The organism is Corynebacterium sp. ES2715-CONJ3, from assembly GCF_024814365.1.
GTDB lineage: Bacteria > Actinomycetota > Actinomycetes > Mycobacteriales > Mycobacteriaceae > Corynebacterium.
The window spans coordinates 1-24,895 of sequence record NZ_JANUXS010000002.1 but is presented as its reverse complement, the minus strand read 5'-3'; the positions used below and the strand labels follow the sequence as shown (position 1 = coordinate 24,895).

At 53.4% G+C, this 24,895-nt stretch carries 24 protein-coding genes; 13 read left to right on the top strand and 11 right to left on the bottom strand.

Annotation, left to right across the window (positions count from 1 at the left end):
• Positions 1 to 15 precede the first annotated feature (15 nt).
• From NXT00_RS02395 to NXT00_RS02385, 3 genes are read left to right on the top strand one after another with little or no spacing between them, the layout of a single operon-like run.
• On the top strand, positions 16 to 519 hold the full coding sequence (locus NXT00_RS02395; RefSeq protein ID WP_259077642.1) for a DUF2505 domain-containing protein: 504 nt from the start codon (positions 16 to 18) through the stop codon (positions 517 to 519).
• Positions 520 to 533: 14 nt separating this feature from the next.
• On the top strand, positions 534 to 1,340 hold the full coding sequence (locus NXT00_RS02390) for a class I SAM-dependent methyltransferase (RefSeq protein WP_259157912.1): 807 nt from the start codon (positions 534 to 536) through the stop codon (positions 1,338 to 1,340).
• Between the two features lie 45 nt (positions 1,341 to 1,385).
• Entirely contained in the window at positions 1,386 to 2,186 is an 801-nt protein-coding gene (locus NXT00_RS02385) for an LmeA family phospholipid-binding protein (RefSeq protein WP_259157910.1), read from the top strand.
• Positions 2,187 to 2,366: 180 nt separating this feature from the next.
• Here NXT00_RS02385 and NXT00_RS02380 read toward each other — a convergent pair whose 3' ends face one another.
• The 8 genes from NXT00_RS02380 to lpdA all read right to left on the bottom strand — a co-directional run bounded on the left by NXT00_RS02380 (position 2,367) and on the right by lpdA (position 10,605).
• Complete coding sequence (locus NXT00_RS02380; RefSeq protein ID WP_259157907.1) at positions 2,367 to 2,894, bottom strand: hypothetical protein; 528 nt, start codon at positions 2,892 to 2,894, stop codon at positions 2,367 to 2,369.
• Positions 2,895 to 3,161 carry a DUF2516 family protein gene (locus tag NXT00_RS02375; RefSeq protein WP_259158167.1) on the bottom strand — a complete coding sequence of 89 codons (267 nt, stop codon included), beginning with the start codon at positions 3,159 to 3,161 and terminating at the stop codon, positions 2,895 to 2,897. It lies immediately after the preceding gene.
• A gap of 98 nt (positions 3,162 to 3,259) precedes the next feature.
• Positions 3,260 to 4,555, bottom strand: a complete 1,296-nt coding sequence (locus NXT00_RS02370; protein WP_259157905.1) for a DUF445 domain-containing protein — start codon at positions 4,553 to 4,555, stop codon at positions 3,260 to 3,262.
• 244 nt (positions 4,556 to 4,799) lie between these two features.
• A complete protein-coding gene (locus NXT00_RS02365) occupies positions 4,800 to 5,150 on the bottom strand; it encodes a hypothetical protein (RefSeq protein ID WP_259077655.1) in 351 nt (116 codons plus the stop codon).
• 109 nt (positions 5,151 to 5,259) lie between these two features.
• Entirely contained in the window at positions 5,260 to 6,009 is a 750-nt protein-coding gene (locus NXT00_RS02360; RefSeq protein ID WP_259077657.1) for a succinate dehydrogenase/fumarate reductase iron-sulfur subunit, read from the bottom strand.
• Positions 6,009 to 8,024 carry a fumarate reductase/succinate dehydrogenase flavoprotein subunit gene (locus NXT00_RS02355; RefSeq protein WP_259157903.1) on the bottom strand — a complete coding sequence of 672 codons (2,016 nt, stop codon included), beginning with the start codon at positions 8,022 to 8,024 and terminating at the stop codon, positions 6,009 to 6,011. Before NXT00_RS02355 ends, NXT00_RS02360 begins: the two co-directional genes overlap by 1 nt.
• Before the next feature lie 22 nt (positions 8,025 to 8,046).
• Positions 8,047 to 8,814: a succinate dehydrogenase cytochrome b subunit gene (locus NXT00_RS02350; protein WP_259077664.1), complete on the bottom strand. Its 768-nt coding sequence runs from the start codon at positions 8,812 to 8,814 to the stop codon at positions 8,047 to 8,049.
• A 375-nt stretch (positions 8,815 to 9,189) separates the two neighbouring features.
• Entirely contained in the window at positions 9,190 to 10,605 is a 1,416-nt protein-coding gene (gene lpdA, locus NXT00_RS02345) for a dihydrolipoyl dehydrogenase (RefSeq protein ID WP_259157902.1), read from the bottom strand.
• Between the two features lie 636 nt (positions 10,606 to 11,241).
• On the opposite strand from lpdA, the gene NXT00_RS02340 reads away from it, so the two are divergent.
• The 7 genes from NXT00_RS02340 (at position 11,242) to NXT00_RS02310 (ending at position 19,461) form a co-directional block, all read left to right on the top strand.
• The gene (locus NXT00_RS02340; protein ID WP_259077677.1) at positions 11,242 to 12,306 is read left to right on the top strand and encodes an alpha/beta hydrolase family protein; all 1,065 of its coding nucleotides are present in this window, start codon (positions 11,242 to 11,244) and stop codon (positions 12,304 to 12,306) included.
• Between the two features lie 147 nt (positions 12,307 to 12,453).
• Entirely contained in the window at positions 12,454 to 14,460 is a 2,007-nt protein-coding gene (locus NXT00_RS02335; protein ID WP_259157901.1) for a prolyl oligopeptidase family protein, read from the top strand.
• 11 nt (positions 14,461 to 14,471) lie between these two features.
• Positions 14,472 to 15,467: a dTDP-glucose 4,6-dehydratase gene (gene rfbB / locus NXT00_RS02330; RefSeq protein ID WP_259077815.1), complete on the top strand. Its 996-nt coding sequence runs from the start codon at positions 14,472 to 14,474 to the stop codon at positions 15,465 to 15,467.
• Positions 15,464 to 16,810, top strand: coding sequence for a dTDP-4-dehydrorhamnose reductase (gene rfbD, locus NXT00_RS02325; RefSeq protein ID WP_259157900.1), 1,347 nt, complete (start codon positions 15,464 to 15,466; stop codon positions 16,808 to 16,810). The genes rfbB and rfbD overlap by 4 nt, the downstream gene beginning before the upstream one ends.
• Positions 16,811 to 17,674, top strand: coding sequence for a glucose-1-phosphate thymidylyltransferase RfbA (rfbA, locus tag NXT00_RS02320; protein WP_259157897.1), 864 nt, complete (start codon positions 16,811 to 16,813; stop codon positions 17,672 to 17,674).
• Positions 17,675 to 17,721: 47 nt separating this feature from the next.
• A complete protein-coding gene (locus NXT00_RS02315) occupies positions 17,722 to 18,621 on the top strand; it encodes a thioredoxin domain-containing protein (protein ID WP_259077694.1) in 900 nt (299 codons plus the stop codon).
• A gap of 6 nt (positions 18,622 to 18,627) precedes the next feature.
• Positions 18,628 to 19,461: a cytochrome c biogenesis CcdA family protein gene (locus NXT00_RS02310; RefSeq protein WP_259077697.1), complete on the top strand. Its 834-nt coding sequence runs from the start codon at positions 18,628 to 18,630 to the stop codon at positions 19,459 to 19,461.
• 184 nt (positions 19,462 to 19,645) lie between these two features.
• On the opposite strand, the gene NXT00_RS02305 is transcribed toward NXT00_RS02310, so the two are convergent.
• The 3 genes from NXT00_RS02305 to NXT00_RS02295 form a co-directional block, all read right to left on the bottom strand.
• Entirely contained in the window at positions 19,646 to 19,825 is a 180-nt protein-coding gene (locus NXT00_RS02305; protein ID WP_259077700.1) for a hypothetical protein, read from the bottom strand.
• 65 nt (positions 19,826 to 19,890) lie between these two features.
• A complete protein-coding gene (locus tag NXT00_RS02300; protein ID WP_259157893.1) occupies positions 19,891 to 20,394 on the bottom strand; it encodes a DUF421 domain-containing protein in 504 nt (167 codons plus the stop codon).
• A 92-nt stretch (positions 20,395 to 20,486) separates the two neighbouring features.
• Positions 20,487 to 21,851 carry an MFS transporter gene (locus NXT00_RS02295; protein ID WP_259157891.1) on the bottom strand — a complete coding sequence of 455 codons (1,365 nt, stop codon included), beginning with the start codon at positions 21,849 to 21,851 and terminating at the stop codon, positions 20,487 to 20,489.
• A 383-nt stretch (positions 21,852 to 22,234) separates the two neighbouring features.
• On the opposite strand from NXT00_RS02295, the gene NXT00_RS02290 reads away from it, so the two are divergent.
• The 3 genes from NXT00_RS02290 to NXT00_RS02280 all read left to right on the top strand — a co-directional run.
• A complete protein-coding gene (locus tag NXT00_RS02290; RefSeq protein WP_259157885.1) occupies positions 22,235 to 23,461 on the top strand; it encodes a hypothetical protein in 1,227 nt (408 codons plus the stop codon).
• A gap of 61 nt (positions 23,462 to 23,522) precedes the next feature.
• Entirely contained in the window at positions 23,523 to 24,218 is a 696-nt protein-coding gene (locus tag NXT00_RS02285; RefSeq protein WP_259157883.1) for a hypothetical protein, read from the top strand.
• 70 nt (positions 24,219 to 24,288) lie between these two features.
• A partial coding sequence (locus tag NXT00_RS02280; protein ID WP_259157878.1) for a hypothetical protein occupies positions 24,289 to 24,895 on the top strand: 607 nt, incomplete at its 3' end.

Below are 24,895 nucleotides of genomic sequence, written 5' to 3'. Positions count from 1 at the left end.
GGTAGTCTTATTGCCATGACAACGCGTAGTGAAAACACTGTAACTATCAATCACGGCGCCGAGAAGGTTCACAAAGCCTATACCAACGCCGATTACTGGGCTCATATTGCAGCCCACCTCTCCCCCGAAGCTGGCGAGGTCCACGAATTCCGTGCCACCGAGTCTGGCGCCGAAATCACCCTCTACGAGGTGCTACCTCTAGAGATTCTCCCTGAGGCCGTGCGTGCGATGATTTCTCAGGCACTCAAGGTTAAGCGTGTGGTCACTGTTGGTGCCCTCAATGCCGCCAACTCTCACCTCGATTACACTGCCGACGTTAAGGGGACGCCGGTAGACTTCCGCGGCACCATTAACCTCAGTGGCGAGGGCGAGATCACCACGCTGAGCTACGCCAATGAAGTGGATGTGAATATTCCTTTTATGGGACCTGCTATTGAACCTAAAGTCGCTGAGGCACTCGCGGAACTTTTCAATAACGAGGCTAAGCTGACCGAGGAATGGATTTCAGCTCATCTTTAAAATCTTTGTAAGTCATGGCATATCACGGGCATAATAAGCGCGCTGATTTCACGACTTCCAAGCCCATCGGCGTTATTACGCGCGGCACCACCGGATTCAACCGGCTGCGCAAATCCGACCGATGGGCTTTTCATCAGCCCGCTATTCGCGCTGCATGCCATCTGACCGATTCCCCCTTAGCTATCGATATTGGGTATGGGGCCAGCCATACGACCACCTGCGAGTGGGCCCGCTGGCTGCGCACAGTTAATCCCGCAATGCGAGTCATTGGGCTAGAAATCGACCCGGCGCGTGTATTACCCCCACGCGATGGCGTGCAATTCGAACAGGGCGGATTTGAATTAGCCGGGCACCGCCCGCAGCTAGCGCGCGCTTTTAATGTGTTGCGGCAATATGATGTGAATCAGGTCCATGCAGCTTGGGATACGGTACTCGGTCGGATCGATCCTCAGGGTTATTTTATCGAGGGTACCTGCGATGAGATAGGCAGATTGGCAACATGGGTGCTGCTCTCGCCACAGGGGCCCCAATCGTTGACTCTAGCGTGGAACCCATGGAGTTTAGATACCCCCTCGGGTATCGCTGAGCGCCTGCCTAAGATTTTAATCCACCGCAATACCCCTGGCAATAAGATCCATTCACTGCTTAGCGCAGCGGATCGAGCGTGGGATCTAGCGAGTGGTTTCGCCCCCTTCGGGCCTCGAGTGCGTTGGTTTGAAGCTTCCAAGATTTTGCGCTCAGAGCACCCAGAATTTCAGGTGCCTCGGCCTCGGATGCGCCGGGATAATATCTTATCGGTGCCGTGGCATGTGGTTGAGTAGTGATGGGGTGGAAAATCTTAGGCTTTTCGACCACACTAGTATCTTATGAATAAGGGAAAGCTCGTCACGAGTATTGTCGTCGGAATCCTCGCACTCATTGTGGTGACCTTGGTGGTTGCTGAGGGTGGGATGCGTTGGTTTATCAAAGATCAATTGACGTCATCCTTCGGCACCGCCAAGGAAGAAACCACCGTGGAACTAGGCTCCTCCCCTCTGCTCCTGGGTTTGGTGCGCGGCGGCATTCCCTATTTGGCAGTCTCTGCCCCCGATACCATCAGTATTAGTAGGATCTCAGGCGCAGCACCGGTCATTACTGGACAGCCCCGCATTAATCTTGAGATAACCGATATGCCGCTGAGCCAAGATCCCGATGCCACTATTGGGGCGCTTAAGATGCATACGGTTCTCAGCGATGATTTCGTCTTAGCGCAGATTCAAAAGGGTATGGCGGAGAACCAGCTGGAAGCTCCGGCAGATAGTGATGATATCGCGGCGCTAGCGCAGGAGTTCCTGCAGCAGATCATCACAGTGACGGGTTTTTCCTCCAATGCCACCGATAACACCTTTGATGTGCAGTTCACAGGCGGTGCTGCGGTGCTGACGTTTACACCGGTCGTTGTTGCAGGTAATTTAACCTTTGAGGCGACAAATGCACAATTATTGGGATTTGATCTCCCCGAAAACCTCACGAATGCCATTACCGAGGCCCTTGATCAAGGTATTGCTCAGGTGGCTGGTCCTCGGATGAAAGTGACCGAGGCTGTGATTACTCCCGAAGGATTGTCCCTTCGCCTCGCCGGTACGGACGTTCCCTTGAAGGATTTACAAGAGCAGGTACCAGCTTAAAAACACCAGCTCAGACATCCCCTCGCTATAATCGAGGGGATTTTTTCCTACTTAGTTCTTGTGCCCAACAGTGTTCCACTGCCGTCACATCCACGGGTGTCACTGCTGCGCATGGAACTAAACCTAGTTGAGGGCGAGCCCTCGCCATCCCGCTTGGGCCTGCGCGACTGTGGGGCCTTCTTAAGAAGGGGCTGCAGACGATGTATCTAACCAGATCATCGCTTGCTCTGGCGATTGAGGGCCCATACTGATGGTGGGCAGATACTCGCTAAAGAGCTCATCGGTGAGCGCGTGTGATTGGGTGGTTCCAGATACCAAAGCATCAATTCCTGCTTGCTTGGCGTGATGTGCCATTGCTTTAAGATCCGCTGGATTAAGTAGTTCTGCTTCCACCATATACGCGATGGTGGTGGGGTGGGAGGCTGCTTCGCGGATCATAATCGCTTCCGTGAGGAAAGCATTGGGGTTTTTATGAACCAATCCCGGATCGGCTACCACTATAACGAGACGTGCACCAAGACTTACCGCCAGTCGGGCTTCGGCTGCCTTGACCAGCATATGGTGCTTGCCGCTGGGATAGGCAATAAGCGCGGCACTATCTGACCAAGAACTGTCGATCAATCCAGCGGGGGTGCAGATGGGCTCGCCGCTCGCGGGGATATCCGCAGCTACTATAAGCGGATCAAGATAGGTGGTATAGCGCTTCATCTACCAGTTGCCGGAAATAATATTCTTTATCTGCGGACGTACGTCAAACCAGTACAGGCCCGTCATCACAATACCGATCCACGAGAGGAAAGGCAGGCTCAGGGCCACCGCAAAACTGGAACCACCGAGGATAGCCGCCCAGATCATTTTGGGCTTGCGATCGGCGGCGGTAAAAGCGTCGTCACGCGTAAAGAGCACTTCGACCGCACCAATGAGTGCGCACAGCGCTAAAACCCAGTACACACCCGTAATGGCATAGGAAAGAATTAGTGAAATATATAGCACGCGAGCGCCCTCATTCTTGGCAAAAGAGACAGTCTATCCAAGCCCCAGCGTAGTGGATTCCACGGCCAAAGACCAAGCTCCTAGAAGAGTAGATAAGAAACTGTATAGATGGCGAGGCCCGCAAGAGCACCCACTAAGGTGCCATTGAGGCGGATATATTGCAGATCTTTACCCACCATCAATTCAATCTTTTCGCTCGCCTCGTCAGCATCCCAGCGCTCAATCGTTTCGGAGATGATACCGGTAACCTCGGTGGCATAATTATCGGCAAAGAATTCAGCAATAGACTCAAAACGGCGCTCCACACTGTCGCGGAGAGCCTCATCCGTAGCCAAGCGTTGCCCCCATGTCTGTGCAAGTTCTTCTAATTTCTGACGCAGCAAGGAGTCGGGATTAGAACACGCGGTGATGATCCCTTCGCGGGTATGCTGCCACATCAGCTGCGGGGCATTGTGAATCGGGGTGGAGGACAGGAACTGTTGCTTTAATTCTTCTACTTTCGCAATCAACGTGGGATCTGATTGCAGATCGCTAGCGAGGCGCTCAATAAAATCGCGGATCCCTTGGCGAGCCTCATGATCTTTATCTGCATTGACCGCCCCTGTCCATGTGATGAGCTCGCGGTATACCTTTTCGGCCACGAGATCACCCACCAGCTCATTGACAAATCGCGGTGCCCATGAGGGGGCGCGTTCGTCTAGGAGTCGCGCGATCAGAGCTTCGCTCCCTAACGCCTTACGATGCAGCCAAGCCACCAATTGATCGACCAGGGGTTCACTGCGCCCTTCGTGGTGCAGTTGGCTGAGCACCCGGCCCAGAGGTGGTGCCCACTGCGGTTCGGCGAGCCGGTCGATGAGAGAGTTCTTGATCACCGACTCGGCATCACCTGGATCGAGCGCTGAGATTGCCTTGACAAGAAATTCCGAGATTTTAACTGAAACAGTGCGAGCATTTTTCTCCACACTCAGCCAACGCGCCAGTTGCAGGGGCAGCTGCAAAGCCGCGACTTTCTCCGTAATCAGCGCGGCGTTGAGGAAATTATCGCCTATGAATTCACTTAAGGAACGCCCCACCTGGTCCTTCTTGCGACGAATAATGGCGGTGTGCGGGATCTTGAGCCCCAAGGGATAACGAAATAAGGCAGTGACAGCGAACCAGTCCGCTAAACCGCCAACCATTCCAGCCTCGGCGGCAGCGCGCACGAAGCCAACCCAGACGGTGCCTGGGTTGATAGCGGTGTCATACCATTGGCAGGCTAGGTAGATCAGCCCCGCGAGAATGAGTAAGCCTGTGGCTAGAGCTTTATGGCGACGTAAGTCGATGCGCCGTGTGGCCTCAGCTTCCATGCTGAAGGCCGGAACCCCGGAGAAGCTCATATCATCCCTTTGATTTTCTTGAGAGCTGTGATTGATTTCTTATAATAGCTGCCTGGCTAGGTCGAGAAAACTGATCACAGTCAGCAGGGTTATCAGGCTCGCTAGGATAGCGATAATGATCATGGGTTTATTCATATCGTGGTTGTCCTTTGCTGAAATGCCACGGGAGCCCACTGACAAACCGAAGTGGTTCGCCGGTGAGCTCCCGTAGTGGAGGTGCCCCTAGCAATAACTGCTAGGCGTGCTAGGCTACTCGCCCAGTCTCTTGACGATACTGCCGATTGAAGCGACGCCCGTGGTAGATCAAGCCGAAGCCGATAACCATCATGCTAACGGCCAAGATGGCACCGATCAGCATAAAGAAAGACGCATTGTCCTGGGTGCCGTAAATCTTCGTCGCAAAACCGAAGATTAAGGTTCCAAAACCTGCCACCGAGGCGAGGACGAATCCCATACCGACCCAGGTGCTGGTACGCAGCAATGCCGAGTGGGGTGCGGCATAGCTAACTGGCTCGTAACCCTCGATATAATGCATGCGGCTAGATTCTTCGCCATTGAATACAGGGTACTCAGTGGTGTTATTCGCAGCGGACATAATCTGCCTTTCTCTCACGTTCGTCTTCGATCGCCCCACAGCAGGGTGTTATTCTCCAAGCTTAGCAAGCACGCGAGGAGGTTGACCACTACTGCGGGGGTAGGGATCTTTAGGCTTCTTTATTACTAAAGAAGGCGCGAGCGCGCTCTTTGTTAATAGCGGCTACGGCAGTCAGTGGGATTCCCGCTGGGCAGACATCCGCACATTCTCCATAGAGCGAGCAGTGGCCAAAATTGGTTTCTAGCTCATCGACCATCTTGCGGGCACGACGACCGCGCTCTTCCTTGCCCATCGGCATCAGGGCCAGGTGTACCAGCTTGGCGCCGGTGAACAGGTGCGCTGCACCGTTCGGGCAGGCTGCTACGCAGGCACCGCAACCAATGCAGGCAGCATGGTCGAGGGCGAGCTCTGCCGTCTGATGGTTCATGTGGAGGGTATCAGCGTCAGGAGCCGTACCGGAGTTTACCGAGACGTAGCCACCCTCTTGCATAACGCGATCCAGGGCGGAGCGATCGACGATCATATCCTTGACCACAGGGAAAGCAGCGGAGCGGAATGGTTCAATCTTCAAGGTGGTGCCATCAGCGACATTGATCAGACGCTGTTGGCATGCGGGTTTATTTTGCTCCAAGCCATGAGGGCGACCATTGACCAGGAGGCCGCAGGTACCACAGATACCTTCGCGACAGTCGGAAGCGAACATGAAGGGCTCTTCACCGCGTTCGATTCGCTCAGAGTTCACGTGGTCGAGCAGCTCCAGGATCGACATCTGCGCAACTGCGTCTTCAACAGTGACAGACTCGAAGTGCCCCTCCGCGGTCGGTCCGGCTTGGCGCCAGATTTCTAGATGCAGTTTCATTACTTGTAATTCCTTGTCATCAGAGGGATCGCTTCGAATTCGAGTGGTTCAGCGTGGCGGATGAATTCACCTTCGTGTTCACCCGGAGCCCATGCCGAAACGAAGCACCAATTCTCATCGTCGCGCTCAGCTTCACCCTCAGGCGAGAGGTGATCGTCACGGAAGTGAGCACCGCAGGACTCATCGCGGTCGAGAGCATCGACGCACATAAGTTCACCGAGATCGATATAGTCGGCGACGCGGGCTGCATATTCCAACACCTGGTTGAGTTCATCAGCGCGACCGGTGACGTGCATATTGGCCCAGAATTCGCGACGCAGTGCGCGGATTTCTTCGATGCCCTTCTTGAGACCATCGATTTCACGTGCCACACCGCAATAGCGGTAGAGAATAGCACCGAGCTTGCGGTGATAATACTCAGGGCCGTGAGGATCGTTACCCTTAATATTCATGAGGCGATGGATACGGTCAGCGGCTCGCTGAACGGCAGCTTGAGCCTCTGGGGCATCTGCTGGAAGTCGCTCTTCACCGAGGTGATGGGCGAGGAAATTCGGAACAGTAAACGGAAGGGTGAACCACCCGTCAACGGAAGCCGAGAGTAGAGAGTTTGCACCCAAACGGTTAGCGCCGTGATAGGTCCACGAGCACTCGCCAGCGGCGAAGAGACCCTCGATGGAGGTCATTTCGTTGTAATCGGTCCACAAACCGCCCATGGTGAAGTGGCAGGTTGGAGCGATACGCATAGGTGAGGTGAAGGGATCTTCACCAATGGTCTCTTCGTACATTTGGAAGAGGTTGGAGTAGCGCTCGCGCACTGTATCGGCCCCGAGACGCTCAATCGCATCGCGGAAGTCGAGGTAGGCGGAGTTATGCAGCGGTCCAACACCCAGGCCCTTATTGATCTGCTGCGAAATAGCACGGGAAGCCACGTCGCGGGGAACCAGGTTGCCGAAGGCAGGGTAGCGACGCTCGAGGAAGTAATCTCGCTCGTCCTCTGGGATGGTATTAGGATCGCGATCATCTTTTTCTACCAAAGGTGACCACACGCGGCCATCGTTACGCAAGGACTCCGACATCAGAATGGTCTTGGACTGCCATTCCGAGTTAACGGGCAAACCAGTGGGGTGGAACTGAATGAACGATGGCGATGCGAGATAGGCACCGGCCTCGTAGGCGCGCATGATGGCACCAGCATTCGAGTTAATGGCCAGGGTAGACATATGGTAAACGTTGCCGTAGCCACCAGTGGCAAGAATAACTGCGTGACCGGTATAAGGAACCAGATCGCCGGTGAGGATATTGCGCATCACCAAGCCTTCGCAGCGCTTCTGGCCGTCTTTTTCAGTAACGATCAGATCGACCATCTCGTTGTGAGTGAAGATCTCCACCGATCCGAGATGAATCTGGCGCTGCAAGGAAGAAGCGGTGGACAGCTGCAGCTGCTGACCTGTTTGTCCACGGGTGTAGTAAGTACGGGAGACCTGCACACCACCGAAGGAGCGGGTGGCGAGGGCGCCGCCGTATTCGCGAGCGAAGGGGGCACCAATAGCATTCATATGGTCGATCACGCGGACGGACTCATATGCTAGGCGCCAACAGTCGGACTCACGACACCGGTAGTCACCACCCTTGACGGTATCTTTAACGTGGCGGTAAGCGCCGTCGTTATCGACCTTCTTACCGCGAGCGGAGTTCACACCGCCCTGCGCAGCAATCGAGTGCGCACGGCGAGGGGCGTCATGGTAGGTGAAGACCTGCACCTCGTAGCCGAGCTCACCGAGAGCTGCGGCTGCGGCACCACCAGAGAGTCCGGTACCAACGACGAGGATACGGAATTTACGACGGTTCAGTGGCGAGACCAGCTCCATATGGTCCTTGTGGTACTGCCACATCTCACGGGTGGAAACCCCTTTAGGCTCGTGAGATTCCAGGATGGTACCTGGGCGAACGCCTGGCACGATGGATTCGGGGTGACGGAACTCCGGGCGAGTTACGGTTTCAGAGTTAATGCTCATATGATTTACCTTTTCGTCCTTCTTAGTTCGCGCCGATGAGGCCCAAAGCAATGGATAGCGGAATGGAAATATTACCCACCATCACAGCTGCGGGAACGATATACGACAGGGCCAAGACCACAGCGCGAGTGCGCTTGCCAGTAACACCCAGATCGGAAATTGCCAGCCAAATGCCGTGGCTTAGGTGCAGGAATAGGGTCACCATAGCGATAACGTAGAAAATCGTTACTGGCCAGCGCGAGAAGCTTGCAACCATATTGGCGTAGATCTCACCATGGACGAATACGTCACTACTTGCAGGTTCTACACCAGCGGTGAGGTCAAGGATATGGAAGACAATGAACGCCAAGAGCACGATGCCGGTCACCAGCATGGTGCGGGTGGTGAAGGAGTTCATGCCGCCCATGAGGTTGGTGCGGCGGAATTTTCCGCGGGACTGATTCGAGCGCCTGGTGAGTTCGAAAGCGCCGTAGACATGCAGAATCAGAGCGAGGAGCAAGACACCGCGGAAGATCCACACGAACCAGCCGTGAGGAACCAGCGGATAGAGAATTTCTTTTTGTAGCCAATGCCCGTAAACATCGATGGGGTGGCTTCCGTCTTCGTAGAAGGGCAGGAAGATCTTAAGGTTTCCCACCATGTGGAAAACAACGAAACCTGCGAAAATAAGGCCGGTAATGGCCATAGTTAGTTTTAGCGCCCAGGTTGGGAACTTTGGCCGCTCACGCAGCGGCTTTTCGGTAATTTTACCGTGCGCGAGTGCATCACGGTCAACATTATTAATAGTCATGGCACCTCCAGTGTCACCTCCACTTTATTAGGCGTGACCACAGTTTTACCACTCGCACAGCGTGGAGGTGATTCACCTCACATAGCTAAAAATAGCCTCTCACCTGCAAATTAGGATAGCCTGACCTGTCGCTCACTTCGGGTAGAGCCCCTCGAGCTGGCTTTATAAGAAAGCCACACCCTTAAAATGCTCTTATTGAAAAGCGGTGCATACTGCTTCGACCGATAGGTGTCCACCCGTTTGGATTCAATCAAAGGACGGATCTTTTTGTAAGCGTCAAAATGACATTGCGTCACTCAGGCACCAAAGCCCTGTTCGAGTACACATAAAGGGGCGCAATCCTGTGAGATCGCGCCCCTTTATCTAAGAGAACCTTTAAAGGTTAATCATGTGACCCATAGTTCCCTCACAGGCTTCTTTCATCGCCTCCGAAAGGGTGGGGTGCGTATGCACATTGCGCCCGATTTCTTCCGCCGTAAGGTCGAAGCGCTGAGCTAAGGTCAGCTCCGGCAACAGCTCCGAGACATTAGCGCCAACCATATGCGCTCCAAGGAGTTCACCGAATTCACCATCGGCGATGACCTTAACGAAACCAGCCGATTCCGCCAGACCTTGGGCCTTACCATTGGCACTAAAGGGGAAGGTTGCTACCTTGATCTCCCGGTCAGAGAATTTCTCCTTCGCCTGCTCTTCGGTATAACCGAATGAGGCGACCTGGGGGTTGCAGAATGTTGCCCGTGGCATCATCATATAATCACCCAGCTCTTGGGTTGGAGCCCCTGCAATGGTTTCAGCTGCCACCACACCTTGTGCTTCAGCAACGTGAGCCAATTGTAATTTCGCGGTCACATCGCCAATGGCATAAATACCCTTAATATTCGTACGCATGCGCTCGTCAATGGCAATAGCACCACGATCGGTTAATTTCACGCCAGTCTTCTCTAAACCGAAGCCTTCGGTGCGCGGGGCGAAACCAATAGAGACCATGCATCGATCGGCCTTAATGGTATCGGAGGAAGAACCATCCTTAGATTCCACAGACACTTCTACACCATGGTCCCCGCCGAGATCTTTGATCGCGGTGGTCTTATGTCCGGTAAGGAGCTTGACACCTAGCTTCTTATATTGCTTGGCAATCTCCTTAGACACGTCCTGATCCTCATTAGGCAGAACGCGGTCCATAAATTCCACTATGGTGACATCGACACCATAGTTGGCCAGTACATAGGCGAATTCCATGCCGATAGCACCGGCACCCACAATCACAATGGACTTGAGCTGATCGGCACTTAAGATCTGTTCTTCATAAGAGACAATATTTCCGCCTAGTTCCACCCCAGGCAAGGAACGGACCACGGAGCCCGTGGCTATAATACAGTCATCGAATGTGAGGGTTTCGCCCGCTGCTTTACCCTCAGTAATACGGATGGTTGTGGCATCTTCAAAAGAGCCCAAGCCGTCGATCTCGTCGATCTTGTTCTTCTTCATGAGATAATGCACGCCCTTGACAATGCCTGCAGAAACCTTGCGGGAGCGCGCGTGAGCCACTTGGAAATCAAAGCTAACGTCACCTTCGATACCAAAGGTTTTCTTCTCATGATTGAAGATATGGGCCACTTCAGCATTCTTTAGCAGCGCTTTGGATGGAATACAGCCAACATTGAGGCAGACCCCGCCCCAATACTGCTTCTCCACCACAGCGACTTTCTTGCCGAGCTGAGCTGCGCGGATGGCGGCCACATAGCCACCAGGGCCAGCGCCGAGAACTACTACGTCATAATGTTTAGTCACGCCCACAAGGATACGGAAAATTCCGCTGAATGTCGCCTTTTATGCGGGGAAAATGTTTGACCTCCTCACCTAAAGGGGGTAAAGGCTTTCGAGCGAGACTGGATCTTTGAGGCGCCTAAAGCCTACTAGGGATTAGATGAGACCCAAGATGAGCGCTAGTTCACTCGATGCGGAGGAACCGAAGTGAAGGACGGCTCCGAGGGCGGCGTTGATCTGGACGATAATTTGCTCAATAACATTAATGGGCATGGTGTTCCTTGCCTACTCGAGGGATCATATATTTAAAAAACAATAGCCGATGAGGGCTCAGAGTTCTCAACTAGTACCAGCGCTCAAGCGGCCTTCAGCGTTACATCAACAGCTTTGCCCGCGCCTATATAAGCACTTATAAGTGCTTATAAATGCTTATATCAAGGTATCAGCGCTTATACCTATACCTGCTATCGCTCATCTACACATGTTATTCACTCGAGTATCATAAGCAACTCTAGTAACATTACTGGTGATACTGTTGAGCACTGATGGCGCAACCATTAGCGCAGAAATATCGTCTATTCGCCACGTCTCAGCTAACGTTTGAAGCGCTGACAACGATGATATGAGAAGTAAGCACAAATACGCTCCCAAAGGATCACTATGAAGTACACGTACCGACGCCTTAGCGCAACACTTTTCGCCCTCGGACTCTTAGGCGCTAGTCCTGCCGTGGCCGGCACCATAACCCCAGCGCAGCTCGCCGCCAACGCGGCAACCTCGCAGATCACGGTGGGAACGAATACCAATGAGAACCCGCGCTGGCGGAGTGTCGTTGACGGCGATCGCGTGGTTGAGATGTGGGCAACCTCTCCAGCTATGGATAATCGCTCGATCCCGGTAGTCGTTATCAAAGCCAGTCAGCCCGCACGCCCCACCCTCTACCTACTCAATGGTGGCGACGGTGGAGAGGGACGCGCCAACTGGCTCATGCAAACGGATGCTATCGACTTCTACAAAGAAAAAGATATCAACGTCGTCATCCCCATGGCCGGACGCTTCTCTTATTATTCCGACTGGGTACAGGACGTTCCCCATCTCGGTGGCAAGCAGCGCTGGGAAACCTTCCTCACCAAAGAGCTGCCTGGCCCTATCGAGAACCTCTTAGGCGCAAATGGCAAACGCGCTATTGCCGGAATGTCGATGTCTGCAACATCTGCGCTTCTCTTAGCTGAACACAATCCGGGATTCTATGACGCTGTAGGCGCCTTCTCTGGCTGCTACGCGTCCTCGAAACCTGCACCCACTGGATTTATTGCACTGACTCTCCAACGTGGCCAAGCCACTATCGAGCAAATGTGGGGTCCATGGGGCAACCCCACCTGGATCTATAATGATGCCGTGATTAATGCTGAAGGATTACGCAATTCCGAGGTTTACGTTTCCAACGGATCCGGACTCGCCGGCGCCTGGGATATGCCCACTGGCCCACGTCTGATTGGCCAAGATCCCTTAATCCAGTCCGTCGGTGCCGCTACCACCATTATCGAAGGTGGCGTGATCGAGGCAGCCACCAATGCCTGCACCCACGATCTCAAATCTAAGATGGACAGCTTGAACATCCCCGCGGACTTCAATTTCCGCCCCACCGGCACCCACTCGTGGGGTTATTGGCAAGATGACCTGCGCAACTCTTGGGTAACCTTCGAGCGCGCCTTCAATTCTTAAAAGCTCGAACCGACCATTCGACCCCAGCCCCTGTAGTGAGAAGGGGGCTGGGGTCGAATTTTTCTATCCGTTTGATTGCCGCCCTCCGTCGCGTTGGGTAGCCTGACACTAGCTCTTTACTCGCTCGTCAGAAGGCCCATATCACCTATGAATCCTGTTTCTCCCGCTCACCCACTACCGAATATAAGCACCCAGGAGCTCGAACCTATCGACTCTCCCGAGGCTTTAAGCTGGGTAGCAACTCTGAATGGGCGGGCAGCGAAAGAGGTTGACAAAAAGCTCGCCCGCCGCATCTTAGAAGCCTATGACAATACTGATCGCATCGCATACGTCACCCGCCGCGGTGACTTCCTCTACAATTTCTGGCGCGATTCTCACCATCCCCGCGGCATTTGGCGACGCACCACGCTAGAGAGCTACCGCGACGCTCATACTCAATGGGAAATACTCATAGACGTCGATGCCCTGGCCCACGAGGATGGGGAAAACTGGGTATGGAAGGGCGTGGTCATACGCCGTGAAGCAGACGTGGCTTTAGTCAGCCTCTCTCGTGGCGGCGCCGATGCTGCTTGCGTGCGCGAATTTGATCTTTGCACGCAGAGTTTTGTAAAAAATGGCTTTGTCCTCGATGAGGCTCGCTCCTATCTCTCGTGGATCGACAGCGATAGCTTGCTGGTCAGCACTGATTTCGGACCGGGCTCGCTGACCATATCTGGCTACCCTCGACAGATTCGAGTGTGGCGCCGCGGAGAGGATATCAGCGCTGCCCAAGAACTATACTCTGGAGAACAATCCGACCTCTTGGTGATGGGGTGGGCCGACCCAACGCCAGGATTTGAGCGGGTTTTTGTTCGCCGCCAAATCGATTTTTATACCTCCACAACCTTTGTCCACACCCCCTCTGGGCTGGAGCCCGTTCCGGTGCCGGGCGATGCCAGCATGAATGTGCGCGAAAATTTCCTCTTTGTGGTTCCCCGCACCGATTTCTGCACCATTCCCGCAGGCGGACTCGGGGTGATCGACTTCGAAGAATTCATGGCGGGTAACCGAGAATTCCATGTGCTTTTTAGCCCCGATGAGCACACGAGTCTGCAGAGCCTCCATTTCTCCCGCTACAAGGCCTATATCACCATCATGCGAGATGTCAGCAGCTCGATTATTGAGATTGATTTGCGCAGCTTTGCCCAGCGCACCTTAGATCTTCCGCAGCTGACAACCGCACGAATAATCTCAGCCGATGAACACGGCGATGAAGTATGGCTGAGCTGTTCCAGCTTTAGCCAACCCGACACCTTATACCGCCAAGGTGCCTCCCTTTTAGAAAAAATTGCCCAAGCCCCCACCTTCTTCGATGCCACGAAAATCGAGACCCGGCAACACTGGGCACGAAGCGCTGATGGTACTCAGATCCCCTACTTCATTGTTGGCGTCTTTGATCAACCGCAACCCAAGCCCACTCTGGTCTATGCCTATGGGGGCTTCGAAGTCTCCCTTACCCCAGCCTATAGCGGGGCACGGGGCATCGGCTGGCTGGAAGATGGCTATTACTTCGTGCAACCCAATTTACGCGGGGGCGGCGAATTTGGCCCTGGGTGGCATAACCAGGCAACAAAGGAGAACCGCTACAAAGTCTACGAAGATCATCAGGCAATCCTCGATGACCTCGTTGACCGCGGTTATAGCCGACCCGAGACCACATTCGTGCGCGGCGGTAGCAATGGAGGCCTATTAAGCGCGGTCGCGCTTACCCACTACCCCGAAAAAATCGGCGGTGCGGTCATACAGGTTCCACTGACCGATATGCTGCGCTATCACACCCTCCTTGCCGGTGCCTCCTGGATGGCAGAATATGGCGATCCTGATAATCCTGAGGAACGCCCCTATCTCCAGGCATACTCACCACTAGAGAACGTGGTTCCGAAATCCGACCAGATCTATCCCCCGGCGCTGGTAACAACCTCCACCCGCGACGACCGCGTCCACCCCGCCCATGCTCGTCTCTTCAGCCACGCCCTCATTCAGGCTGGCCAGGACCTTACCTATTACGAAAACACCGAAGGTGGTCACGCAGGTGCCGCCGATAATGCCCAATCGGCTTTTATGGAGGCACTTGTATACAGCTGGATGAAGAAGAGGCTGCGCGCGGTACGATAAATACTATGAAAATGCTCGTCACTGGCGGCGCCGGTTTTATTGGAAGCAACTATATCCGGCGCACGCTCTCGACTCACCCCCACTACGAGATCACCTGTCTCGATTCCTTCACCTACGCAGGCAACCCCGCTAACCTTGAGGGCCTAGATATCACCACCGTTATAGGAGATATCACCAATACTGAGCTTGTCGACGAGCTTGTTAAAACCCACGATATCGTGGTTCACTTTGCCGCCGAATCCCACAATGACAACTCTTTAGCCGATCCGTGGCCCTTTATTCACACCAATATTATTGGCACCTATACACTCCTAGAAGCCGTCCGCCGCCACCAGACCCGCTATCACCATATCTCCACCGACGAAGTCTTCGGCGACCTAGACCTGCACGACCCGGCGCGTTTTCACGAGCACACCGCTTATAGGCCATCCTCTCCTTATTCCGCGAGTAAAGCCTCAAGCGATCACCTGGTGCAGGCCTGGATCCGCAGCTTCGGCATAGCCGCGACCTTGTCCAATTGCTCCAATAATTACGGCCCCTATCAGCACATAGAGAAATTTATCCCCCGCCAGATCACCAATATTCTCATAGGCCAACCTGCGAAACTCTATGGTTCAGGCACTCAAGTGCGTGATTGGATCCACGTCGATGATCATAATGACGCCGTCAATATGATTATTGATCGTGGCACGATCGGAGAAAGCTACGTTATTGGCGCCGATAACGACCACGTGAATAATAAGCAGGTCATTGAACTGATCTGCGAACTCATGGGTACGGGCAGTTATGAGCATGTCGCCGACCGCCCGGGGCATGATATGCGCTACGCGATTGATTCCACCAAATTGCGCTCCGAACTAGGCTGGGCACCACGCTTTACCGATACCGACACCGGCATGCGCGCAGGCCTGTTGGACACTATTGACTGGTACACCACCCACCGCAGTTGGTGGGAAGGAGATAAAGAGCGTGTCGAGGCCACCTATGCGCGCAAAGGACACTCATGAATATCACCCTCACGCCTATTAAAGATCTAGCCATCATCCACCTCGACCTCCACGGTGATAACCGTGGCTGGTTCAAGGAGAATTGGCAGCGCGAAAAATTTCAGAACCTCGATCTCGCACCGCTGGCTTTAAAATATTTCCGACCCGCCCAACACAATATCTCCTTTAACCAGCGCCCGGGAGTGACCCGCGGCATGCACGCCGAACCGTGGAATAAGCTCATCTCCCTCGCCGCCGGTGAGGTCGAGGGGGCGTGGATCGACCTGCGCGCCGATTCCCCTACCTTCAAAACCCAATTCCACTGCCGCCTAAGCCCCGGCGAAGCTGTCTTCGTACCGCGCGGAGTAGCCAATGGATTTCAAGCCCTCACGGCAACCAGCTATAGCTACCTCGTTGATGCCCACTGGTCTCCCACGGCCCACTACAGTTTTACCAACCTCGACGAAATTTCTTGGCCTCTTCCTGTTACCGAAATCTCCGAAAAAGATCGCCACCACCCACCGCTAGATGAGGCGCTACCGGTACCGAATAAGAAGGTTCTTGTCACTGGCGCTGACGGCCAGGTAGCCACGGCCCTGCGTCGTATCCTCCCCGATGCGCACTACCTCACGCGGGCAGAATTCGATATTGAGAGGCCGGCTGCTTCTGGCATCGACTTCACCAAATATTCCACGATTATTAATACGGCTGCCTATACTAACGTTGACGCTTGCGAAACCGACCGCAGAAAAGCGTGGTCTACTAACGCACAGGCAGTGGGGGCACTGGCTGATATTACCCGTGACTATGACCTGTGCCTGGTTCATATTTCCTCTGATTATGTCTTCGACGGCGACACAGCGCATCCTTATACCGAGATGGATATTCCGTCGCCGCTTAATGTCTACGGTCACAGCAAAGCGGCTGGGGATATCGCTGCGGCCCGAAACCCCAAGCACTATATTATCCGCACGTCTTGGGTAGTTGGCGACGGCAAAAATTTCATGACCACCATGGCCACCCTTGCTCGCACAGGGATTAATCCACAGGTTGTGGGCGACCAATTTGGGCGCTTAACATTTGCCAATGAAATCGCTTCGGGTATCGTGCACCTCCTTCATACTCAGGCTCCCTATGGCACCTATAACCTCAGCAATTCCGGGCCGGTGGTGAGCTGGTACGAGATTGCTCAACGAGTATTTTCTCGCTCCGGTCACGATCCCTCACGGGTGAGCCGCTGTACCAGCGCTGAGTATCAGGCGGTGGCTCCGAGGCCACAGTATTCCGTATTAGATCTAGCGAAGATTGAGGCCACGGGCTTTTATCCACGCGATTGGCAACTCGCATTCGAGGAGATGATCTAAATGAAGGGCATCATTCTTGCCGGCGGCTCAGGTACCCGCCTCTACCCCATTACCCAAGGCATTTCGAAACAATTGATGCCCATCTATAACAAGCCTATGATCTACTACCCACTCTCAACACTGATGAGTTCGGGCATGAAAGAGATCCTCGTTATTACGACTCCTTTCGATATCGAGCACTTTCGTCGCCTCTTAGGCGACGGCAGCCACCTCGGAATCAGCATTAGCTATGCTATCCAGGATCAACCACGGGGGCTCGCGGATGCTTTTCGCATTGGCGCTGACTTTATCGGAAACGATGATGTTGCATTAGTGCTCGGTGATAATATTTTCCACGGCTCCCAGCTGACTGAGCGCCTCTCAAGCATCAGCTCAGTTAATGGCGGAATAGTCTTCGCCTATGAGGTCAGAGATCCCCAGCGCTATGGAGTGGTGACCTTTGATGATCAAGGGCGCGCCACCTCCATTGAGGAGAAACCCGCTGCGCCGCAGTCGAATTTCGCAGTGGTAGGTCTCTACTATTACGACAACCGGGTGGTGGAGATTGCGCAGTCCATCACCCCTTCGCAGCGCGGCGAATTAGAAATTACCGCGATTAACCAGGCCTATTTACAGGCTGGTCATCTTAACGTGGTCAAATTGGCTCGAGGTGACGTATGGCTCGATACTGGCACCTTCGATTCCATGAGCGAAGCTAGCTCTTATGTTGAGGTTTTGGAAAAACGCACAGGGATTGTCATCGGATCCCCCGAAGCCACTGCTTACCATCAGGGCTTCATTAGTGCCGAGGAATTAAAGCATTTAGCGCAGCGTCGATACGCGAAATCAGGTTATGGCGCCCTCCTGCTTAATACGTTGAGATAACAGACGCTGATAAACTTGGACAAACCCTAACAGAGAAAGATTCATCCATGGCAACACCTATTCATCCGCCCGCGAAGCAATCGGCTTTCGCCAGCGTATCTCCGGCGATCTGGGCGCTTGTTATTACCCTCATCGCCGTCGCCGGTCTCGCCGGCTATGCCTTAGGCTATAACAAAGGTAGTAGCGAACCTGCCATAGCTCCAGCTGAGACGATCAGCACCACAGCTGCGGCCCCGACGAGCGTCGACCCCAATCCCGCAACTGAGGCTGCTCCTGCTGGTGCTGAGGCTACTCCTGGTAGCCAGGCTATTGCCCCCAATACGGATAGTGCTACTATCGACGCCACCATGTACGGACCTGGGGCTGAAGTGAAACGCGCTGAGGATATCATGAATGTCCACCGCCGCAATCCAGCCGATCCCTTTGCTATTGGAGCCCTCGACGCACCCGTAGTCATCAGCGAATTCTCCGATCTTGAGTGCCCCTTCTGTGCGCGCCACGCTAATGAGACCCATCCTAAAATTATGCAGGAGTATGTGAATAAGGGATTGGTGCGTATTGAGTGGAATGACTTCCCTATTAATGGTGATCACTCGATCGCAGCCGCTAAAGCTGCTCGCGCTGCTGCGGCTCAGGGTAAATTCCATGAATTCTTAGCCGCCCTGTTCACTGCCTCGCAATCTGTCCCGGGTCACCCCCACAACACCATAGAGAATTTTATGGATTTCGCACGTCAAGCAGGAGTGCCCGATTTAGATAAATTCAAGCAAGAAGCGATGGACGCCACCTTCGACGAGGCTGTTGACCAGGCCCGCAGCTATGGGGCTTCTTTGGGAATCACGGGCACCCCAGGATTTGTTATTGGTGGGCAGTTCGTCAACGGCGCTCAACCATTTGAAATTTTCAAACAAGTTATCGACGCCGAGCTAGAAAAGGCTAAGAATTAAACGATCGTGATTGATTTTGGATTACTGGGCGCCTTCCTCGGAGGCGTCCTTGCCTTACTCAGCCCCTGTTCAGCACTTTTACTCCCAGCATTTTTCGCCTATGCATTTAGCGCGCCTGCACAGCTTTTAAGCCGCACAGGGGTATTTTTCCTCGGATTGCTGGCAGTTCTCGTCCCCTTAGGAGCGGGGGCCGGAACCCTCGGGAGCTTTCTGAACACCTACCGTCACGAGCTCATTGTCTACGGGGGCGTCCTCATTTGCATCATGGGAGTAATTAGCTTCTTTGGAGGAGGATTTCGACTAGGTCCTCGAGCTGCAGTCACAGGACGTGGGTATCCAGCGACGTTTTTCCTCGGAGCCATCTACGGCTTCTCGGGGTTCTGCGCCGGCCCTCTCTTAGGTGCTGTGCTCACCACAGCCGTGGTGGGTGGTAGCGCCCTCTACGGAGCGCTCATCCTTGCCGTCTATGCTCTTGGAATGACCGTTCCCCTCATATGTTTAGCGCTAGTATGGGAGCGTTTTGATATGAGTTCACGATCGTGGTTGCGCGGCCGGACGCTGATATGTGGTCCTCTTCGCCTGAATACAATGTCGATGCTTTCCGGGCTTCTCTTTATAGGCATTGGACTGCTCTTCATCTTCAGCAAAGGCACAACGCATCTTCCGTCCGCAATAAGCATTGATACTCAAGCTGAGATTCAAGGATGGATTGTTGTCAACCTTGGTCCCATCTCGGATGTCCTCGTCCTTCTCGGGTGTGCGCTCCTGGTAGCCTTAGGACTGATCATTTATATTCTGAAAAAATCTCCCGCCACGAGCACCAGCGAGCGTGAGAAGTAGAAAAGGAGACATTCCCTTGGGGAAAGTCTCCTTTTTGATGTCCTAATTAGGCAATCAGGGCCAGACCCGCGACAGCCGCACGCTTGCGGATCTCATATTCTCACCAGTCACCTAGCGTGTGCGCTGAATCTTAGGATGTGGGGGAAAACCTAAGTCACCGGGTATATATGGACCTGCCGCATCACTACCGAGGCACGCTGAGGTACCACCAGTTGTGAGCGAGGCGGGGCAGTGCACGGTGCACAATTTTCTCGGTTTTGCCGAATGCGGCAAAACCAATGATAGGAAGCGGGCGATTATTTCCGTGCGGCACACCATAACCATTGCACACAATCGATAGTCTCCGCACTGTAGTCCTATTCATTCTGAACTTAACGGTTTACCCATGACGGGATCGAGCTCTACGGACACTCACAATGTGCTCATTGATCAGTAGAGATTAGTTAATGCGCTTCCATCGCCTCGATTACTGTGGGGGATAACACTGAGCTGACCATTGGATTCCAAGATAACGGCAAATATTTGGTCGAAGCCACCATACCCCGCTTGGCGAATCGCCTGTTCAACTCCGGCAACGCTCAAACGGTGAGTATGGATAACATCGAGTAGCGGCTCACCGTCTCGGACAAGAAGTGCAGGTGGAGAGGTGATAATGCGCCGGATCCTAGAGTTATTGGAGCTTGCTCGTGCAACTACAAACTGCAGGCACGCCAAGAGGCCAAGGGCGAGCAGTCCTTCAGAATATGTCACATCCGTACTGAGAATAATGCTCGCAACAGTCGAGCCGAGAGCCACTGTAATAATAAAGTCAAAAGCATTGAGCTGCGCGAGGGTTCGCTTACCACTCATGCGCAATATGGCAACGATGGTGAAATAGGTCAGCACACCAATAACAAGAATACGAATCAGAGAAAACCAAGAATCAAAGAACATACTCAGCAGTATGGCATATATGCTCAGGGCTATTTATTCGGGTAATAAAAAGGGCGGAGTGTGCGTGCACCCCGCCCTTTCGGTGAAAATCTCTAGATCAGCATCTTCCGACGTTCAAGTAGAGCATTTTCTTCCCTTCGAATGAAAAGGAAGATGATGAAGATCAGAACGGCGAAACCGAGGAAGACCATGAAGGTCACGTCCCAGCCAGCGTATTCCACGAGGTAGCCGACACCAGTAGACGCTAAGGTAGCGCCGAGAAGATAACCAAACAGACCGGTAAAACCTGCGGCGGTCCCGGCGACATTAGCAGGCGATAGGTCCAGAGCCTGGAGACCAATGAGGCCTACGGGACCATAGATGAACCCACCGATGAGGGCGACAAATAGCACCATGACCAAAAATGGGGTGCCAACGGGCATGAGCCAATAGCCCGCAATAGATAGGCCAGCACCCGTGGTGAAGAGCAGGATCGAAGCACTGCGATTACCATTGAAAATTTTATCGGACGTCCAACCACACAGAATCGTGCCTATAAATCCGGCGATTTCAAAAGCCCCAAAGCTAATCAATCCGCTGGTGATCGACATATTGTGCACTTCGGAGAGATAGGTAGTCACCCAGTTAAGAACGCCGTAGCGCAAGGCATAGACGAAGACATTACCGATGGCGAGCAGCAGGATGATCTTATTGGTCAAGATATGCTTGAATACCAGTTCACGGGTGGAAATTCCCAACCCATTATTGGTGTCTTCGGCGACTTTAGGCGGGTCATTGCGGTACTCATCAATTGGCGGCAAGCCCACAGCGGTAGGATTATCCCTGATGAGCACAAAGGAGATAACTGCGACGACAAGCGCCACAACAGCGGGTACCCAGAATGCTGCACGCCAGTTTTGCTCAGTAAGGTGCAAACCAAAAGCGACGAGGAAGGGCAGGGCGCCAGCGCCGAGATTATGGGAGGTATTCCACAATGAGCCTTTCCAGCCGCGTTCGTTAGTACTAAACCACTGAACTACAACGCGCCCACACGGAGGATAGCCCATACCCTGGAACCATCCATTGATGAACATAACGGTGGCAAAGATACCCACACTGGCCGAAACCCACGGCACAAAGGCGACGATGAGGTTCATAATGGCCGACAGGCCCAGACCCAACGGAAGGAAGTATCGCGCATTGGAGCGGTCGGAAACCATAGCGCTGAAGAATTTGGATAACCCGTAGCTGATCAATACAGCGTTGGCGATAATGCCGACAGCGGGCTTATCGATGACGCCATTTTCATCAAGAAGCAACGGCGCGATAGTCGAAATATTGTTGCGGATAAGATAAAAGCCTGCATACCCGAGGAAGATTCCCATGAAAACTTGGAATCGGAGGCGGGGATATTTACGGTCGATTTCTGCTTGAGGCAACCGTGGTGCAGCTGGCGGGGTGTGTAGCCATGTCAGCACTGAAATGCTCCTTTACTAGATTGTAGGAGGCGCATTTATTGCAAAATACGTCAGCTTGCGATGAATTAGATATCGCCAAAAAGCCGCACATATTATATGAATAATATTAATGAAAACCTAATAAAAACATGAGTAAAGCCTACGATGTGACTAAAGTCCCCCTCCCACAGGGGCGCTAGCATCCACACACGGACTTCACAATGCGATTCACTGCATAAATCTGGATTAACCCGGATATATCTCCCCATGTATGTGATCAGGTTCGCCTCACACCGACATATCCAAGTCTCTCCCACATTCAGGGAACCGATTGCGCTTATTCGCAGTCCAACGGTTTACATACAGCTACTCTCGCGAAATTCAACGACCGAAGGACTCTAGCTATGAAATTCTTGCCAGTTGGAATACTAGGCGGCTGCCTTACCCTTCTCACCGCATGTACGAACGATGCCCCACAGCTCAACGCCGATTCCACCAACCCGTCCAAGTTGAACGTGGCGACAGCTCCCGCCACTGCACCCGTCACGCAACCGATTACCATAGACCGCTCCGACCCTAGGGGCGAAGACTACCACGAAGCTTTCAGCCATTTTGATCCCAACCTCGTCCTCCATGATTTCTGCGACCGCTTCACCCCCGAGGAACTGGTCAGCATCGGACTACAAGAAGACGAAAGCTCCGAGACAGAGCGGAGCCCTGATGGGTTTTTATCGAGCTGCGACTATAAGCCCTATCCACAAGACCCCAACGTCCTCTATGCGGTCGCGACAAACTTCACACAGCACAACTTATACCACCAACTTAACCGTCTTTTGCTCTTCGAATTCGAAGGACAGGACCCCCGCATCTACTTTCAATCACCCCAAAAAAATGGTGAGTCGAGTGAACTCTTCAATTGCACCGCTGCAACGAGCACCTCTGGAGGCACAGTAAACCTCACAACGAAAGTTTCCAAAAACGCCACTAACCCACATGCGTACTTCAACGATAGTGCCACCACCTGCAAACATTCACACGACAAACTTATCGAGCTGATCAACCTCAGCGGAATAAGGTGGCCGCAACCTGTCATGCAGCCAGTCAATATAGACCCCAACGATCCTGCGTCTGAAGGCTACCAGGAAGCATACGACTATTCAGACCCCAATCTTGTCCCTTATGATTTCTGCGACCGCTTTACTCCCGAAGAATTCGCCAGTATCGGACTACAAAAAGATGAGACTTTTGAAACTAGCAAGTCGCCGAAGACGAAACTCACGGTCTGCCAATTCAAGCCCTTCCCTGAAAACCCAGATATCGTTCACCTCATCGCAACCGACGGAGTACCGTACAAAAAAAATCGCTCAGCTGGCCTTATTCTCGACTTCGAGTTCGAGGGGCGTCACCCCCGCATCTCCTTCTTTGCATATTTACCCAATGGGGAGACGGACGAAAATTTTGATTGTAGCGCTGCTACAAGCACTACCAGCGGCACATTATCCTTCTCGACACTTGTCTACAAAGATTTATTGGACCCTAGTACACCCCTAAGAGATCTCGCCAGTACTTGCAAATATTCACACGACAAACTCATCGAGCTGATCAACCTCAGCGGAATACAGTGGCCATAGCCTCTCCACCACAGCAAGCTATACCCAATCGCACTCACGATCACAGAAACGCCGAGCACTGATGAACAAACTACCCATCCTCCTCAGCACCACAGCACTCCTTAGCGCTAGCGCGTGCACACCAGATTCTTCTGGGCCAAACGAACCAAAGGAAACTGAAACGGCAACGGTGTCTCGCACTGCAGCTAACACCGCACCCGAGACTACTGCCCCCACCGTGCAGCCGATCAATGTGGACCCCGACGATCCTAGATTCGAAGGCTACCAAGAAGCATACGACTCATCAGATCGTGAGCTTGTTGTCCATGATTTCTGCGACCGCTTCACCACCGAAGAACTCGCTGGCATCGGACTACGCGCCCACAACAGCTTAAAAACATACAGAAACATCGATCTCAAGAAATCGTACTGTTCCTTCGATCCCATCCCTGGAGACCGAAGCGTCGAATACCAAGTGTTAACGGGCCGCGTACCATACGAAGCGCAGCGTAGTTTGGGAACTCTTTTAGACTTCGATTTCGAGGGGCGTCACCCCCGCATCTACTTCTACTCCAGCTTAACCAATGCTAAAGCAGGCTTCTTCCTCGGTTGCACCGCCGCAACGAGCACCACCAACGGCACTATAAACTTTTCCACCGAAGCGTTCAGCGACGAACTTATCCCTGATGCGCGCTTCAACGATGCCGCTAGCACCTGCCACCATTCACACGACCAACTCATCGAGCTGATCAACCTCAGCGGAGTCCCATGGCCATGATCACCTTCAACCCCACCGCCACTGCAAGCTAAATCCAATCGCACTCACGATCACAGAAACGCCGACCCTGATGAACAAACTACTCACCCTCCTCAGCACCACAGCACTCCTTAGTGCTAGCGCGTGCACACCGAGCCCACCAGATCTTGAAACAACCGAAACAGCAACAATGTCTCGCACCACCGCACCCCAAGCACCCCAAACCCCCGAGACTACTGCCCCCACCACGGCCCCCACCGTGCAGCCGGTCGATGTGGACCCCGACGACCCTAAATTCGAAGGCTACCAAGAAGCATACGACCGCTCAGATCGTGAGCTTGTTGTTCATGATTTCTGCGACCGCTTCACCCTCGAAGAACTCGCTGGCATCGGGCTACGCGCCCACGACAGCTCAGAAACCGAAAGAGACGCTCAATTCAAAGAATCGGTCTGTCACTTCGATCCCATCCCTGAATACCCAGGCGTCGAATACCAAGTGTTAACTGACCGCCTATCGTACGAAACACGCCGCCTAGCCGGTAAAGTTTTGTACTTCGATTTCGAAGGGCGTCACCCCCGCATCTACTTCTACTCAAACTTAACCAATGGTAAAGCAGGCTTCTACATCAGGTGCACTGCCGCAACGAGTACGACTAACGGCACTATAAACTTTTCCACCCGAGCGTTCAGCGACGAAC